The following is a 14864-nucleotide window of genomic DNA, read 5'->3' on the forward strand; positions in this document are numbered from 1 at the left end:
GGATAGGCTTATTTAAGTGTATCCAATATTTAACAACCTACCATTCAATAAGCAATGAAAAAGCTTGAAGCGCTTGACTTTTGGTAGAAAAAAGCATTCGTCCCCATAAACAAGGGACGAATGCGCCGTGATGCCACCCAATTTCGCACTATTAACATAATGCCTCATCGGTACCAACAAAGTCGATACCAGGGAAGCTAACGGTTCCTACCGATCAACCTGCGTGAACAGATTGATATCGTGACAAAGTTCATCTTCACCAGATGACTGACATCCTTTTCCATCGACCGGATTCTCTATAGTCAGTGACACTGGTTACTCTTCTTTGGATAATTTGTTTGTGAAATTAAAGATAGTTATAGCACGATTCGTTAGCATTAACAATAGTGTGATTTAAACTATTGACTAGTTGTGATTCTAACTATTAGACGAGGTCACCTCTCGAGCCAATTGCTGTAGTGGCTTTAGCTTGATGATGTGATAGCCTTGTCTGTCCTTTTTTAAGTAACCAGTTTTCACAAACTCGGCAAGTACGTACAGTAAATGGCGGTAGGACACACCCAGGTATTCGGATACTTGGGTGTGTTTTTCATTGTAGTAGCCATCGTGTTCGGTGAGCAAAATAAATGCTGCCAATCGTTGGGATAGCGTGAAACCTTGATTTCTAGATGCGGTTTTGATATTGCGGGCATTTTTACGTGACAGATAGATACAGACGTTTCGCAAAAAAGTGGGATCAGCTAACAGTTGAGCTTGATATTTCGCCACCGGTAAAGCTAGACAGTAGCAATCATCAATGACTTGGACACTAAAGGGGGCGCTTTTGGCATCCAGTAATTCCATTTCACCAATAAAGCAGGGCGGTGTGAAAAAGTCGATGAGGGCGTCTTTGCCATTAGCTAGCGAGTCATAGAGCTTAGCTTTACCCTTGACCAAATAAAATAAGTATTTTGGTCGGACGAGGTTTTCAACGATGTATTCTTGAACTTTGAAATGCAGTAGTTCCGCGTGTTGCGCCATGTCAGAGCCGAATAGGAACTCATAATTGCACTCAGACATAAACTGCTGTTTTAAGTCGTCATCATCAATTTTTTGCATTATTTTACTCCTAGTATGAGATTTCTCATACTTAGTGTAGCAATTCCACCGTTATAATTCAATTTGTAAGTAAGGGCTTACATTATAACTCTAGGAGGAATTTCATTATGACTGCACGAAAAATTATTCTCGACTGTGACCCGGGTCATGACGATGCCATTGCTATGCTGATGGCTTACGCTCATCCAGCCATTGATTTACTTGGTGTCACCATTGTTGCTGGCAACCAAACGTTGAAGAAGACGGTCCATAACGGTTTGAACGTTGCTCAATTATTAGACATGGACATCAAACTTTACCCAGGGATGCCTCAACCACTGGTCCGTCAACAGGTTGTTGCTGGTAATGTCCACGGTAAAACCGGTTTGGATGGCCCCGTATTTGAAGAATTGAAGCGCCAACCAGAAGGAAAGAACGGTGTTCAGTTTATCATTGATACCTTAATGGCTAGCGATGGCGATATCACCTTGGTTCCAACTGGTCCATTGACCAACATTGCCACTGCCATGCGGATGGAACCGCTGATCATTCCTAAGATTAAGGAAATCGTTTTGATGGGCGGTGCTTATGGAACGGGTAACTTTACACCATCAGCTGAATTTAACATTTACGCGGATCCAGAAGCAGCCTATGTAGTCTTCAAATCAGGTGCCCCAATTGTCATGATGGGCCTCGATTTGACCAACCAAACAGTCTGCACGCCAGACGTCATTGAACGGATGGAAGGTATTGGCAACAAGGCTGGTAAGTTATTCGGTGATCTCATGCGTTTTACGTTGAAGACGCAGTTTGAAGAGTTCGGCCTAGAAGCTGGCCCAATTCACGACGCAACTACCATTGGTTACTTGATTGACCCAACCCTGTTTGACATGCAGGACATGTTTGTTGAAGTTGATATCAACCGGGGACCATGTTATGGCCGGACAGTTTGTGATGAATTAAACGTGTTAAAGCAGACACCAAATGCTAAGGTTGGTAAGAAAATTAATCGGGATGGCTTCTTTGACTTAGTGGCGGACTGCATTAAAACCTATAAGTAATCGACAATAGAGGGGGTAGGTTATTATGTACGTTGTCATTAACTTGATTGGCCTGGTTGTGTTTGTCGCGATTGGACTGCTATTTTCTCAAGATCGAAAGGCCATTAATTGGCGTTCCGTTGGTATTATGCTAGCCATTAATTTAGCTATGGCGTGGTTCTTTACGAGTTTCTCAGCTGGTCGCGGAGCAGTGAAAGCCGCTGCTGACGGGTTTAACTGGCTGGTTCAAGTGTCATATCAAGGCATCGTTTTCGCACTGCCAAACTGGGTCACGCCGCAATTCGGCGGAACGGCTAAAGCAATGAATTTTGTTACTAGTGCGCTGTTACCCGTACTGATGATCGTACCATTGTTTGATATTTTAACGTATATCGGTGTTTTACCGTGGATCATCAAGTGGGTGGGTCGCGGGCTGTCCTTTATCACCGGGCAACCACGGTTTGAATCATTTTTCGCTATTGAAATGATGTTTCTGGGAAACACAGAGGTTCTTGCCATTTCCGGCCGGCAACTGCGTCAAATGAGTGCCCGCCGAAACGTGACACTGGCCATGATGTCCATGAGTTGTGTCACCGCTTCAATCCTTGGCGCTTATACCCAAATGGTACCCGGACAGTTTGTCTTAACAGCGGTGCCAATTAACTGTTTAAATGCGATTATCGTCACTAATTTGTTGAATCCAGTAAAGGTCTCGCCAGAAGAAGACATCGTTGCCACCGTGAATCCAGAAAAAGGTGGAGACAACAAGCGGGAACCGTTCTTCTCTTACTTGGGGGACTCGATTTTGGGTGCTGGCCGCTTGATTTTGATCATTACCGCAAACGTCATCGCATTCGTTGCTTTAGCAGCGTTAGCAGACAAACTGCTGGGATTGATCTGGCACCCGTTGTCACTGGAACATATCGTAGGGGTCATCATGTTCCCGTTCGCCTGGTTACTAGGTTTTCCCGTGCACGATGCTTGGACCTTGTCACAGGATATGGGTTTAAAACTGGTTACCAACGAATTTGTGGTGATGGGCAAGGTTGCTGGAAACGTCATCAACAGTTACACGCCGCATTTACGTGCTGTAATGACCGTCTTTTTAACGTCATTTGCTAACTTTGGCACTACCGGAATGATTATCGGTGCTTTTAAAGGTTTGGTAGATAAGGAAAAGAACGACCTAGTGGCAAAAAATGTGGGTTATATGTTACTTTCCGGTATTTTGGTTTCGCTATTATCTGCTGGTTTAGTTGGCCTGTTCGTTTGGTAATCAAAAATCGACTCTTGCAAGTACCGATGATGATCTTCGAATAGTTTAAAAGCTTGTTATTAAAAAAATTCACTCTATGAAAATAGGGTGAATTTTTTAACTATAATCAAAGCGTCAACTGATAAAACCGACTATCACGATCTGGGAAGGCGTATTCCACACCTAAGTCTTCATAGGAACATTGAACAAAACCTTGTCGTTCGTAAAAACGATGGGAACGGTGCTCGCCCTCTGGCGTATCGAGTACTAATCGTTGGAACCCACGGCGTTTGGCTTCTTCTAGGAGAGTTTGGTAGAGTTGCCAACCCAAACTAACTGGACGGCCCCTGAATTGTGGGTAAACAAAGAATTTCTTCAAAACGGCCGTGGTATCGGATACCCGTAAAAGGCCAATACATCCTGCCACGTGGCCGCCTTTATCAAAACTGACCCAAAATTGACCGCCACGGTTTTGATAATAATCAGGGATTTCGAAAACATCGGGCTGTTCTGCCATGGAGATACCCAAGCTAGCTTCTGTATTTTGACAGTATAAGATTAAGTCGACTAGTTCGGCGACAACGTTAGGATTAGATTTAAAGGGTTTGATTTGCATAAAAAACCTCCTGATTTCTACTAATGTCTGTTAGTATATAGTTGATTGATTGTTCAGTCTAGTCGAAATGATTGAACCATTATTTCAATAATATTGAAGTAAATATTTAAAATAAAGAGGTTTTAATATGGATCTGAAATATTTAAAAACAATCCAAGCGATTCAGACTGCGGGTAGTTTTCAAAAAGCTGCGACGTTGTTGAACTACGCCCCTTCTACGGTTACTTTCCAGGTGCAGCAAGTTGAAGCGCAACTTGGCATTAGCCTTTTTGCTAAAGTAGGGCGCAAAATGGTGTTAACTAGTCAAGGTACCGCGGCCATGCCGTTGATCAACCAATTGGTGGCGGATGCTGCCGCGCTTGAACGTTTTGCTGATCATACAAATGAACCAGTGGGTCGCTTAGTTGTAGCAGTGCCAGAGACTTTGCTGACTTACCAGATGCAGGGTGTTTTAAAACAGTTTAAGCAGCAAGCACCGGGGGTAGAACTGGTGATTCGAGTGTTAAACTGCTACGATATCTATTCACAAATGGTTGATGGCAAAGCTGATATTGCGATTCATTATGATGTACGCAATTATCCCACCACCATTCATACAGGAATGATTAAAGATTATTCGTTGTCATTAGTCGCCGCACCAGAACTGGCTGATGAGGACTTCATTACTCCTGATCAGGATAAGGACGTGTGTGCTTTGATGAATGACCCACACGCGCGGTATTTAGAATTATTTGATCAATATTTGACCGAAAAGCGGATTCGTTTAAGACCAGAGATGGAACTGTGGAGTATTGAAACAATTCGTAATTCCACTATCTCGGGATTAGGGGTAACCTTTTTACCAACGTTTTGTGTGCAAGATGCACTGGATTCGGGGCAATTAGTCACCATTAAGACAGACATGGTCGCACCCAAACTAACCGCAATTTACGCTTATCGACAATTAAGTGTTGCCGGTGAATTATTTGTGCGATTGCTGAAGAAGATGAACCAATAGTAGATTGGAAAGGTAACAGCAAAATATGTTGCCAACTACATAAAAGTGTTGCCAGCCACATATTTTCGTGATAAGCTCTAAATTGTAAGTGCTAATAGATAAAGATTTGGACCAGAAACCGCAAGAACAAAATTAAGTTTTTTTCGGGTAACAAGTTATTAAGTGAGCATGCTTGGCAATCATTCTGAAGTGACTAATATCGACTATTTACCATTAGCTTCAGTTGAAAGGTTAGAGCTGATTTGATTGGCCATTGAAACAAAGGCCTCCTGGTCGTTCTGGGAAAGTCCCCTTAACAAGGTTGATTCCGCGTGATCGAGGATTTGCTTAACTTGTTGGGCCGTTATTTGACCCTGATCCGTTAAGGAGACCAAGGTAATTCGGCCATCTGCGGCTGATTTCACCGTCGATACCAAGCCAGATGACAATAGTCGCGAAACGGTTTTGGCAATCGTTGAATGATTCACAACCAACCGTTTGACAAGGTCGTTTTGTGACAGCTCGCCATAGTTTAATAATTCAACCAAAACATTTTCTTGGCCAGGATAAATACCGACTTGACGCAACTGTTTGGTGACTAATGACCGATAGCCACTGGTCATCCGCCAAAGCGCAGTAGTCGCTGGATAATTGACAGAGTCTTGCAAAAGGATCACTTCTTTTCGATGTTAGTAGTTACATTTTAATGTAGCATTTAGCTTATCTAAATGCAATTTGTGAATCTAGAAGATACGGAGGAATAGAGGATGTCGAAAGATACGATCGTTACGTTGGTTACTGGTGCAGAAAAAGGGCTTGGCCGCGAATACGCTGAACAGTTAGGTAAAAAGGGTCAGCACATTTTCATCGGTGCCTATGACATGGATGCCGGTAAAAAGACTCAAGAAGAGCTGAGTGCAGAAGGAATTGCTGTTGACCTGGTTCACTGTGACATCACGGATCAAAGCACTATTGATAACACCATGGCTGCCATTGACAAGAAGTTTGGCTACCTAAATATTCTGTTAAATAATGCCGGTATTTCTGGTGGTGCACCGAAGAAACCATCCGAAACTTCAGATGAATTTTTGCGGAAGGTTTTTGATACCAACTTTTTTGGTACGACAGCGATGGTTCGCACAGCTTTACCATTATTGAAGAAGGCACCGTTTGGTAAAATTCTGAACGTTTCCAGTGAAATGGGTTCATTGACTGCTGCTATGGATAAGAATTCGTTGTTCTACCACTTGAATTCATTTGCCTACTCTGCTTCGAAGGGTGCTGTTAACTGGATCACCGTTTCCTTTGCCAAGGAGCTTGAGGGTACTAGTGTAACTGTTAACTCTGTCGACCCCGGCATGACGGCAACGGATTTGCTCAATAAGAAAGCCTTCGAGGAACACGGTGCCCAATCAGTTGCTGATGGTGCCCGTCGAGGAATCGAAATGGCTAGTGATCCTAAGAATGATGCTAACGGGACCTTTACCCAAGAAGCCGGTAAGGTTGCCTGGTAATCAGATTAATTTTTAGTTTTAAAAATTAAACTCATTTTGACGATAATCATCACACTTTATTGGAGTGGTGATTATTTTTTTGGTGAAAATACCATGTTTATGGGCTTTATAGGGGCATACACTTACGGATTTAAAAAAATCGAGAGAAAAACTATGCATACGCATATATTTATGCTATACTCATTTTGGTTCAAAAGTTAAACGACATTGTTTTGAGATTTAAGATGAACAGTCGACAGGTAGTTGGCTGAAAAAATTTTAAATAAAACTATGCACGTGCATATAAATGTGCTACACTCATTTCACTTAAAGGTTTGGCTCGCAAATAGGTGAGCAGTTACAGGAGGATTATCTTGAAACTTATTACAGTAGAAGAACATTACGATACCGATCAAAATATCAGTCAGTTCAACAAGTACTCAGAAGTCAAAAATAATAACCCGCGTCAGGATCAGTTAAGGCCTGACCTAGTAGATTTCAGCAACAAGATTGCATACATGGATAAGAACGGCATTGACATGCAAGTGATTTCCGATGCTGGTAATTCACCACAGGTGCTGCCTGATCAATACGCCGTTTCTGGCGCCCATGATCAAAACGAAACTTTAGCTGAAAACATCAGCAAGTATCCAGACCGGTTTGCTGGTTTAGCAACTTTGCCAGCTAACGTGCCAGATAAAGCTGCTGAAGAATTAGAATACGCTGTAACTAAGTTAGGCATGAAGGGTGGCATCATCAGCGGCAGTATCAACGGACAGTTCTTGGATGATCCCAAGTTTGAAGCCATTTTTGCCATGGCAGACAAGCTTGGCACCACACTTTATCTGCATCCTGGTGTCATTTCCAATGACCAAAAGGCCATGTTGTATGACAGCAAGGCTTACTCAGCATTAGGTGCAACCATGATGGCCGGCGCAATGTGGGGCTGGCACATGGAAGCCGGTATTCAGGTACTGCGGATTATCACAGCCGGCTTGTTGGAAAAGTACCCGAATGTCAAGTTAGCGACCGGCCACTGGGGTGAATTCATTCCCATGTTCGTGGAACGAATCGATGGTTTCAGCCCGATCATTACTGATTTACCATTGAAATTCTCAGATTACTACAGACGCCAGGTTTACTTGTCACCATCCGGAATGTTTACTGCGCCCCAAATGCAGTTGGCACTCACCGAAATGGGTGCAGATCACATCATGTGGTCAGAGGACTTTCCATACGTTCAGTCAGGTAAAACGGTTCGTGAATTTCTTGAACAAGCCGAAGTGACGGACGAGCAACGAGAAGCAATCGCTCATGGTACTGCTGAAAAACTGTTTAATTTGTAAGCAAGATTGGATCAGAATTAATTGGTTGTAAAGAAGATTGAAATTAAATAGAAGGTTTAACTAAAAAGGAGAACGATTATTATGAAAATTGGTATTATTGGTGCTACAGGTAACGTTGGTCAAGTTGTCACTCGAGAAGCTATGAACCGGGGACATGAAGTTACAGCGCTCGTTCGTGATGGCGCAAAGGCTAAGAACTTACTGGGAAATGACGTCACAATTGTTGAAAAAGATGCCATGACATTAACTCACGATGATTTAGCTGGCTATGATGTTGTTGTTGACGCTTTTGCTTCCACCAAACCTTACCAACACCTTGATTTAGCAGCTCGTTTAGTGAGTTTCTTTAGGGAAGATGCCAGCACTCGTTTAGCGTTTGTTGTTGGTGCTTCAATTCTTCACGATGAAACCGGCGAAACGTTACTTGCTGACACGCTTAAAAAGTACGCTGGCCAACCTTGGCTTGATGGTATGATTCAACAAGATCACGAATATGACTTTATTAAATGGGTTGAAGACGTGGACTGGACCGTGATTACGCCATCAACTGAATTTGTTGACGGCCCCAAGACCAGCTATAAGCTAGGTAGCGATGAAGTTATTACTAGTGCCGATGGAAAAGAAGAAGTATCCTTCGCAAACTTCGCTGCTGCTTTGTTAGACGAAATCGAAACACCTAAACACATTCGTCAGCAGTTTGCCGTTGTCAATGCTTAGGTGGTGATTGCATGATTGCAGATAAAAACGATAATACAATCAGCAAACAGCTGCATACAGCTTCTAATATGGCCATTCGAGTGTTAGAAAAAAGGTTAAAACCGTATGGTGTCAATCAGGCACAATTCTTCTTTATCCTTAAACTCCACGACGATCCTGGCATTACACAGGATCAGCTGGTACGCTCTGACAGCCGTCATCAAAGCAATGTTAATCGTGAAATTGCGAAGCTCGCTAAAATGGGGCTGGTGGATAAACGGCAGTCAGCAACGGATGGCCGACGGTATGAACTTAAACTGACAGCGACTGGTGAAGCCTTGTATCCCAAGATCAAAGCTGCACTGGATGAGCAGGAAACGGTACTAAGTCAATGCTTGTCTGTAACGGATGGTCGGGTAAGCCAAGCTGATTTTGTCGCCATCCTCAAACAAATTGCACAACTGGATGCTGAGTAATTCAAAAAGAAAGAAGGCTACTAATGCCAGCATTAATAATTGAAGGGCACATCTATCCAAGTTTAATGATACCAGCAGATTATCAAGTGGTTGTGGATAAGTTAGTTCCCCGAAACGGCAAGCAGGTTCATTTGAATCGATATCAGCCTGCCGATTTACCCCAAGAAGCGTTGAACCGCGAACACGTCACTGTTATTTATGGTGACGGGGGTTACCTCTATTCCTATAACGCGCTGACTCAGCCGTTAAGTGGGGCGCTGCCAAATGAAAAGCAGGCCTTCGCTAAAGCAGAGCGGGTCTGGCAAGAGATTGACCCTGATTACCGGGAACAGCTTGAAGAGTCACACTTATTGACGGGTCAGGAACGAACCTATGTGAATGCAGCCGGAAAAACGGTCAAGATTCCGTTGGAGTGGGCCAAGTACGCCAACCTGGTCGACTCGGGTAGTTATGAATGGGTTGGTTTTGGACCAAATGGCCAAGTCATCGAATTTGAACGGGAAAGCTATTGGGACTTTTCAACTAACCGTCAAAAGACAGAGATGTGGAACGGTGACGATTGGATTTTGGCTCGACGCGGGTTGGGACCACAGTTGCCGGCACCATTACCCATCGCTTAAAACTTAAATTTACCAAAGTATTTTTGAAGCTCGATATTTTCAGTGTCACACTTACTGAAATATTGGGCTTTTATATATGATAAGGAGAAAAAAACATGACTAAAACCGTGATTATTACCGGTGCCAATTCTGGATTAGGGTTTGAAACAACTAAACAGATTGCAGCAAAAGGGGCGGACTACCAACTTATCATGGCCTGCCGCAACATGCAAAAGGCGACAGCGGCCCGCCAACAAATCTTACAAGCTGTTCCAGACGCTAATATCATTTGTCTTGAATTAGATACCTCTTCATTGGGCAAAGTTCGCGCCTTTGTTGAGTCGTTTAAAAAACTCGATATACCGCTTTATAGCTTGATCTGCAATGCTGGGATGGGGAGTAGAAACGTTCATCAAACGGATGATGGCTTCAACCATATTTTTGAAACCAACTATCTGGGTCATTTTTTGTTAACACAACTGTTACTGCCATTAATGGCACCTGATGGGCGAATCGTCACCGTTAGTAGCGAACGCCATGATACACCGTTAAAGGGTGTGGCATGGCCTGGTGCAGAAGCCTTGGCATACCCAGGGAAGAATCGACAGGTGGATCGTCAAAGCTACTCGTTTTCCAAACTATGTCTGATTTTGTTCAGTTATGAACTGGATCAGAGATTAAAAGCTGCTGGTAAAAAAATTACCGTTAACACCGTCAATCCAGGACTGATGCCAGAAACTGGACTGATGAAACACGGACCACATTTTAATCCGGCGGTCTTTAGACGGTTTGCAAATATCATGGGCACCGCTAAAGGGTCTGGAAAGATGATTACGGACCTGGTGTGTTCTGAAAAATTTGCTAACGGAACCGCTAAGTACTACGACCGCAGCAGTGACAAGCCGGTGCCATCGTCAAAATTATCTTATGATAAACAGGCACAACGTGAACTTTGGAATTTCAGTATGAAGGCTGTGGGTTTAAGTAACTGATCTTATATTGTTTTAGAACGACAAAAAGGAAGTCCAATTCATTTGCAAATTGGACTTCTCTTAAATTCTGAAGGGGAGGGCAATAGCAAAATTCGCTATGTCTATCCTGGCTTGATCTCCAGTCTAATGATTATTTGTCGTCGAGTTGTGCCTTCGCAAATTAGTGGTATATTAATCTTGATAGTAATTTATCAAGCAGTAAGTGGCTGTGATCTCTTCAATGGGCTCACAGCCATTTACTTTAAAAGAAGTCGGTTTGATTGAAATAAGGTATTAAATCCTCAATAATAAGGTTATCAAATGAGAAATGAGGTCATATCATGAAAGTGATTAACGTGGAATTAGCGGTTAAACCAGGACAGCAGACGGCATACGAAGCCTTCATTGACAAATTGGTTCAGGGGTCACGTAACGAAGCAGGTAATGTGAGTTATGATCATTTTAAGAAACTTGGTAGTGATACGGATTATGAGATTATTGAGCACTGGCAAGACGCTAATGCCGTAGCCTTTCACAACGATACACCGCATTTTCAAGCATTTTTGAGCGGGGTTGGTGACTTTCTGACGGCTGACCCAGTAATTATTCGCATGGATTATAATGAATAGCATGTTCGTCTAAAACAAAATGACTCCAAGGTGCCTTAGTGGCAACTTGAAGTCATTTTTTGATTACGAGAATTCTTCGATTATTTTGGTTCGGGGATGACTGCTCAGATAATCACGGATCTGTTCACCTAATTGTTGTGCCATGTTAGCCGTTGCGGCCATTTGTTGGGGAGTAATGCGATTAACGTGCAGGCCGCCAATAATAAAGGCGTTGTTCTGTAAAACCGGTGCGATAATTTTAGCAATCCGTTCGGTGAGGACGCCTTCTTGGTGATGGTGTCCTGGCCGACTTGGCAACGCAATTGTCCGTGTGGTTTGATGGGGGCTAACAATGGTCACAACACCATAATGTGGGACGTCACCGCCAGTAATTTCTAACAGGACATCTTGATTTTCGCGGGATAGTTTCGCACTCATCTCAAAACCTGCTTGAGCTACCCTGAATACTTTCTCAGGCATGATGTTCCACCTGTCTGTTGGCTTTCTTAGCTGCCGTTAACCCTTGCCAACGAGAGCTATAATCGTTGCTCAAGTGTAAATGATCTAACAATTTCATCGTATTGTGATCGATTAGATCGTCAATTGTTTGAGGATTGTTATAGAAGGCGGGAATCGGTGGAATGATTTCTACACCCATCCGTGAAAGTTTAAGCATGTTTTCGAGGTGAATTTGGTTGAAGGGGGATTCACGAGGCACTAACAGTAGTGGTCGGCGTTCCTTTAGGGTGACGTCAGCTGCTCGAGCAATCAAATTATCAGCTAACCCGGTTGCGATGCCAGCTACGGTTTTCATGCTAGCTGGAACGATGACCATGCCGTCGTGCTGAAAACTGCCACTGGCAATTGATGCGCCCATATCACGATCGTCGTAGACCACGTTAGCTAACTCACGAGCTTCTTTTTCGGTGTAGCCAGTATTTTCAACGGCTAAGTTTTCCTTAGCCCACCGACTCATGACTAAGTGAGTTTCGACACTAGGGTCTTGGGCTAGTGCTTCGAGCAGACGGATACCGTAGATTGTTCCAGAAGCGCCAGTAATGCCAACAACAATTTTCTTCATCTAAATTCCTCCTTGATCAACCAAAACTCATGTTACTTTAAATAATCTCGCCAATTTGGCATTTCTTTGAAGCCAGCTCGCTTGAATTCGTGCTTCATGGTGTATGGCACGGTACCATCCAAGACCAATTTTGACGACATCCCACGAACGCGGATGCGAGCGGGATCGTATTCTGGCAGTTCAGAAGGGTCTAGTGGGTGATTCCGCATGCCTTCGAGCACCATAATGTCACGGTCTGCCTGGAAACGGGTGTTGATCGTCCACATAACGTCATTCCAATCGAAAATGTCCACATCGTCATCAACTAAAATAACGGTTTTTAATTCTTTAAATGCTGAGAATGCCAGAAGTGCGGCCTGACGTTGAATGCCTTCGTCAGCTTCGTCGTCTTTATGAATCTGCATAATGGTCATGAGCTTGCCACCACCAGCTGGTGCATTATAAACGTTCTTCACTTTTCCTGGAATAGCGCGGTCAACTAAGCTTAAAATGGAAGCTTCAGTTGGAATGCCAGCCATCGAAACGTGTTCTTCTGACGGGCCAATGGTCGTTTGAACGATTGGGTTATCCTTCCGGTGGGTGACCGCTTTGATTTTAACCACGTTCACCGCTGGATTGGCGGTGCCATTATAACCTGGAAATTCCGGCATGGCATAGCCAGTATTAGTATTGATATCTTCCTGCATTTTTTCATTGGGTAAGATCTCAGCTTCAATGACCCATTCTGAGCGGGCAATCGCTTTAGCGTCCACCGTGGTGCCTTGAACAACGTCCACGGGCTGATTTCGTAACGCACCAGCAACTTGCAGTTCGTTGTAGCCAAGTGGTGTTGTCGGCGGCTCGAAAGTCGCACCAATGGTAATAGCGGGATCCAAACCAATGTTGATGGTGATTGGCATTGGCTTATTTTCTGCTTCGTATTGTTTTAAGAATGCGCCAATATGACGGCCACCAGGCATGATGTACATGCCAATGGTGTCGCGGTCTTCTAGAACCATCCGGTGAATCGTGACGTCTTCTTTATCATCAGCTGGGCTGTGGCCATAAACGACCCCCATTGTGATGTAGGGACCCGCATCCTCGGGAGTGTTGGTTGGCGCAGCTAGGAGTTTACGAATGTCGAAGTCAGGATCACTAGCTAAATGAACCACTTCTTGAGCGGGTGCTTCTTCGTGTGTCACTTCGACCGGCTTGACCGGGTGAGACACAGCTTCATTCAGCATCTGTCCTAAAGTGTGGTAGTCGTGATGTAAAATCTTACCAACTCGTTTTCTGGAAGCCTGCAGGCCAATCAGTACCCGAGATTTGGGGAAACCTTTGACGTTATTGAACATCATGGTTGGGCCTTCTTGAGTCGGTCGTTGAACTGTACCACCGGCGCCAATGTAGCGATAAACACCTGCTAAAACAGCGTTAGGATCAATTTCTTTATTGGTTTCATGATATTGTCCTGGAATTGATTTCATTTCATCTAGCACTTTACGTAAGTCATATTTTTCTGACATCGTTCATTCCTCCGTTTCCTTATATTTAAATTATATGGGGAGTGAGGAGGTGGAACAATTCAGAATAGATGACTGAGTATGCCAAATTGGAATAGTCGTTGGATAACAAAAAATGGGAGGCTATTTTTGCTGAATAAAGTTCCAGAAGCTGTCACTAGCATGACTGTGGCGACCGGATTTTCGCAAAAAGGCTAATTGAGAACTCACAGTAGGGACTAATTTAATAGTAGTTAAATCTGGGAAATCCGTAAGGTCAACGGTCTTTTTCATCATAATGGATAGGCCGAACCCTCGGCTGATCATGCCGAGAATCAAGTCAATTCGCTGACCCTTATAGGTGATCTTGGGGGTTATTCCAGCTTCATCAAAGAGTTGCTGGATGGGTTGATAGGTATAGGTAGACTCACCCAGTAGCAGTAAGTCGCTGTTAGCAAGGTCGATGGCTTGAAGTGTCGTTTTACCAGCAAGGGGTGACTTTTTCGGCAATACGACGCAAAATTCATCAGTTTCACTGACACAGGATTCAACATACTCGTTTGGTTTGGCAAACAACCGTGTGAAAACAATGTCAGCAGTGTCGTTTTTTAGTGCATTATCTACGGCATCATTTTCAATTTCGGTCAGTTGCAAGTTCACTTCCGGATGAAGGCGGTGGTAACTAGCAATCCGGTTGAAGGCTCGATATCCTGAAATGGAAGGTATCGTCATGAGTTTGAGAGACTCATCTTGTTTGGCTATCAAGGCATTCAGATCGTTAGCAGCAGTTACTACAGCTTGAGCTTTTGGTAGCAACGTTTTACCCATAGTAGTGAGCTGAACTTGGTGATGTGCTCTAGAGAAGAGGGTGACGCCCCATTCTTTTTCAAGGGATAAGATTTGTTTTGAAACGGTTGCTTGCGTGGTATATAGACGTTCAGCGGCTTCAGTATAGCTTCTGGTAGCTGCTACGGTGATGAAAGCCTGCAGTTTTTGAGTTTCCACTAAAACACCTCCAAGATGTTAATGAATGAGTCTATTTTATCACGCTTTCTGTCAAATTTAACGTTAGTTCAAACCCCGATGCTACTGCGTAATTACGGCGAAATGAAGGGTCATTTGAAAGGGCTATAATTAAATTTGTTAAAC

General features: G+C 43.6%; 17 protein-coding genes. 10 read left to right on the forward strand and 7 right to left on the reverse strand.

Features of this window, described 5'->3' with window-relative positions; translation table 11 throughout:
- Positions 1-417: 417 nt before the first annotated feature.
- A complete protein-coding gene (gene yeiL / locus CES82_RS03905; RefSeq protein ID WP_098824018.1) occupies positions 418-1098 on the reverse strand; it encodes a transcriptional regulator YeiL in 681 nt (226 codons plus the stop codon).
- 107 nt (positions 1099-1205) lie between these two features.
- On the opposite strand from yeiL, the gene rihB reads away from it, so the two are divergent.
- Both rihB and CES82_RS03915 read left to right on the forward strand, forming a co-directional pair.
- Positions 1206-2138 (forward strand): ribosylpyrimidine nucleosidase, encoded by a 933-nt coding sequence (gene rihB / locus CES82_RS03910; RefSeq protein WP_098824019.1) that lies wholly within the window; start codon positions 1206-1208, stop codon positions 2136-2138.
- A gap of 25 nt (positions 2139-2163) precedes the next feature.
- Entirely contained in the window at positions 2164-3393 is a 1230-nt protein-coding gene (locus CES82_RS03915) for a NupC/NupG family nucleoside CNT transporter (RefSeq protein ID WP_098824020.1), read from the forward strand.
- A gap of 106 nt (positions 3394-3499) precedes the next feature.
- On the opposite strand, the gene CES82_RS03920 is transcribed toward CES82_RS03915, so the two are convergent.
- Positions 3500-3988: a GNAT family N-acetyltransferase gene (locus CES82_RS03920; protein ID WP_098824021.1), complete on the reverse strand. Its 489-nt coding sequence runs from the start codon at positions 3986-3988 to the stop codon at positions 3500-3502.
- A 127-nt stretch (positions 3989-4115) separates the two neighbouring features.
- Between CES82_RS03920 and CES82_RS03925 the strand changes: the two genes are divergently transcribed.
- Positions 4116-4985, forward strand: a complete 870-nt coding sequence (locus CES82_RS03925) for a LysR family transcriptional regulator (RefSeq protein WP_098824022.1) — start codon at positions 4116-4118, stop codon at positions 4983-4985.
- Between the two features lie 203 nt (positions 4986-5188).
- On the opposite strand, the gene CES82_RS03930 is transcribed toward CES82_RS03925, so the two are convergent.
- Entirely contained in the window at positions 5189-5632 is a 444-nt protein-coding gene (locus CES82_RS03930) for a MarR family winged helix-turn-helix transcriptional regulator (protein WP_098824023.1), read from the reverse strand.
- A 99-nt stretch (positions 5633-5731) separates the two neighbouring features.
- On the opposite strand from CES82_RS03930, the gene CES82_RS03935 reads away from it, so the two are divergent.
- The 7 genes from CES82_RS03935 (at position 5732) to CES82_RS03965 (ending at position 11174) form a co-directional block, all read left to right on the forward strand.
- Positions 5732-6478: an SDR family NAD(P)-dependent oxidoreductase gene (locus CES82_RS03935; protein ID WP_098824024.1), complete on the forward strand. Its 747-nt coding sequence runs from the start codon at positions 5732-5734 to the stop codon at positions 6476-6478.
- Positions 6479-6831: 353 nt separating this feature from the next.
- Positions 6832-7803: an amidohydrolase family protein gene (locus tag CES82_RS03940; RefSeq protein ID WP_180245655.1), complete on the forward strand. Its 972-nt coding sequence runs from the start codon at positions 6832-6834 to the stop codon at positions 7801-7803.
- An 81-nt stretch (positions 7804-7884) separates the two neighbouring features.
- Complete coding sequence (locus CES82_RS03945) at positions 7885-8520, forward strand: NAD(P)-dependent oxidoreductase (RefSeq protein WP_098824026.1); 636 nt, start codon at positions 7885-7887, stop codon at positions 8518-8520.
- A gap of 11 nt (positions 8521-8531) precedes the next feature.
- On the forward strand, positions 8532-8975 hold the full coding sequence (locus CES82_RS03950; protein ID WP_098824027.1) for a MarR family winged helix-turn-helix transcriptional regulator: 444 nt from the start codon (positions 8532-8534) through the stop codon (positions 8973-8975).
- 23 nt (positions 8976-8998) lie between these two features.
- The gene (locus CES82_RS03955) at positions 8999-9595 is read left to right on the forward strand and encodes a hypothetical protein (RefSeq protein ID WP_098824028.1); all 597 of its coding nucleotides are present in this window, start codon (positions 8999-9001) and stop codon (positions 9593-9595) included.
- A gap of 95 nt (positions 9596-9690) precedes the next feature.
- The gene (locus CES82_RS03960) at positions 9691-10566 is read left to right on the forward strand and encodes an SDR family NAD(P)-dependent oxidoreductase (RefSeq protein WP_098824029.1); all 876 of its coding nucleotides are present in this window, start codon (positions 9691-9693) and stop codon (positions 10564-10566) included.
- 320 nt (positions 10567-10886) lie between these two features.
- Positions 10887-11174, forward strand: a complete 288-nt coding sequence (locus CES82_RS03965; RefSeq protein WP_098824030.1) for a putative quinol monooxygenase — start codon at positions 10887-10889, stop codon at positions 11172-11174.
- Between the two features lie 63 nt (positions 11175-11237).
- On the opposite strand, the gene lpdD is transcribed toward CES82_RS03965, so the two are convergent.
- From lpdD to CES82_RS03985, 4 genes are all read right to left on the reverse strand, one after another.
- Positions 11238-11633, reverse strand: coding sequence for a prenylated flavin chaperone LpdD (gene lpdD, locus CES82_RS03970; RefSeq protein ID WP_098824031.1), 396 nt, complete (start codon positions 11631-11633; stop codon positions 11238-11240).
- On the reverse strand, positions 11626-12234 hold the full coding sequence (locus tag CES82_RS03975; RefSeq protein WP_098824032.1) for a UbiX family flavin prenyltransferase: 609 nt from the start codon (positions 12232-12234) through the stop codon (positions 11626-11628). Before CES82_RS03975 ends, lpdD begins: the two co-directional genes overlap by 8 nt.
- A 32-nt stretch (positions 12235-12266) precedes the next feature.
- Positions 12267-13739 carry a UbiD family decarboxylase gene (locus tag CES82_RS03980; RefSeq protein WP_098824033.1) on the reverse strand — a complete coding sequence of 491 codons (1473 nt, stop codon included), beginning with the start codon at positions 13737-13739 and terminating at the stop codon, positions 12267-12269.
- A gap of 120 nt (positions 13740-13859) precedes the next feature.
- Positions 13860-14720: a LysR family transcriptional regulator gene (locus CES82_RS03985; RefSeq protein ID WP_098824034.1), complete on the reverse strand. Its 861-nt coding sequence runs from the start codon at positions 14718-14720 to the stop codon at positions 13860-13862.
- Between the last annotated feature and the right edge of the window lie 144 nt (positions 14721-14864).

Source organism: Secundilactobacillus silagincola, from assembly GCF_002583405.1.
In the GTDB taxonomy this organism is placed as follows: domain Bacteria; phylum Bacillota; class Bacilli; order Lactobacillales; family Lactobacillaceae; genus Secundilactobacillus; species Secundilactobacillus silagincola.

Bases quoted from the DNA above. Each gene is read 5' to 3' on its own strand.
- CES82_RS03925 (WP_098824022.1), top strand. From the start codon at position 4,116: ATGGATCTGAAATATTTAAAAACAATCCAAGCGATTCAGACTGCGGGT.
- CES82_RS03965 (WP_098824030.1), top strand. From the start codon at position 10,887: ATGAAAGTGATTAACGTGGAATTAGCGGTTAAACCAGGACAGCAGACG.
- CES82_RS03945 (WP_098824026.1), top strand. From the start codon at position 7,885: ATGAAAATTGGTATTATTGGTGCTACAGGTAACGTTGGTCAAGTTGTC.
- CES82_RS03915 (WP_098824020.1), top strand. From the start codon at position 2,164: ATGTACGTTGTCATTAACTTGATTGGCCTGGTTGTGTTTGTCGCGATT.
- CES82_RS03980 (WP_098824033.1), bottom strand. From the start codon at position 13,739: ATGTCAGAAAAATATGACTTACGTAAAGTGCTAGATGAAATGAAATCA.
- CES82_RS03960 (WP_098824029.1), top strand. From the start codon at position 9,691: ATGACTAAAACCGTGATTATTACCGGTGCCAATTCTGGATTAGGGTTT.
- CES82_RS03975 (WP_098824032.1), bottom strand. From the start codon at position 12,234: ATGAAGAAAATTGTTGTTGGCATTACTGGCGCTTCTGGAACAATCTAC.
- CES82_RS03950 (WP_098824027.1), top strand. From the start codon at position 8,532: ATGATTGCAGATAAAAACGATAATACAATCAGCAAACAGCTGCATACA.
- yeiL (WP_098824018.1), bottom strand. From the start codon at position 1,098: ATGCAAAAAATTGATGATGACGACTTAAAACAGCAGTTTATGTCTGAG.
- CES82_RS03935 (WP_098824024.1), top strand. From the start codon at position 5,732: ATGTCGAAAGATACGATCGTTACGTTGGTTACTGGTGCAGAAAAAGGG.
- rihB (WP_098824019.1), top strand. From the start codon at position 1,206: ATGACTGCACGAAAAATTATTCTCGACTGTGACCCGGGTCATGACGAT.
- CES82_RS03920 (WP_098824021.1), bottom strand. From the start codon at position 3,988: ATGCAAATCAAACCCTTTAAATCTAATCCTAACGTTGTCGCCGAACTA.
- lpdD (WP_098824031.1), bottom strand. From the start codon at position 11,633: ATGCCTGAGAAAGTATTCAGGGTAGCTCAAGCAGGTTTTGAGATGAGT.
- CES82_RS03955 (WP_098824028.1), top strand. From the start codon at position 8,999: ATGCCAGCATTAATAATTGAAGGGCACATCTATCCAAGTTTAATGATA.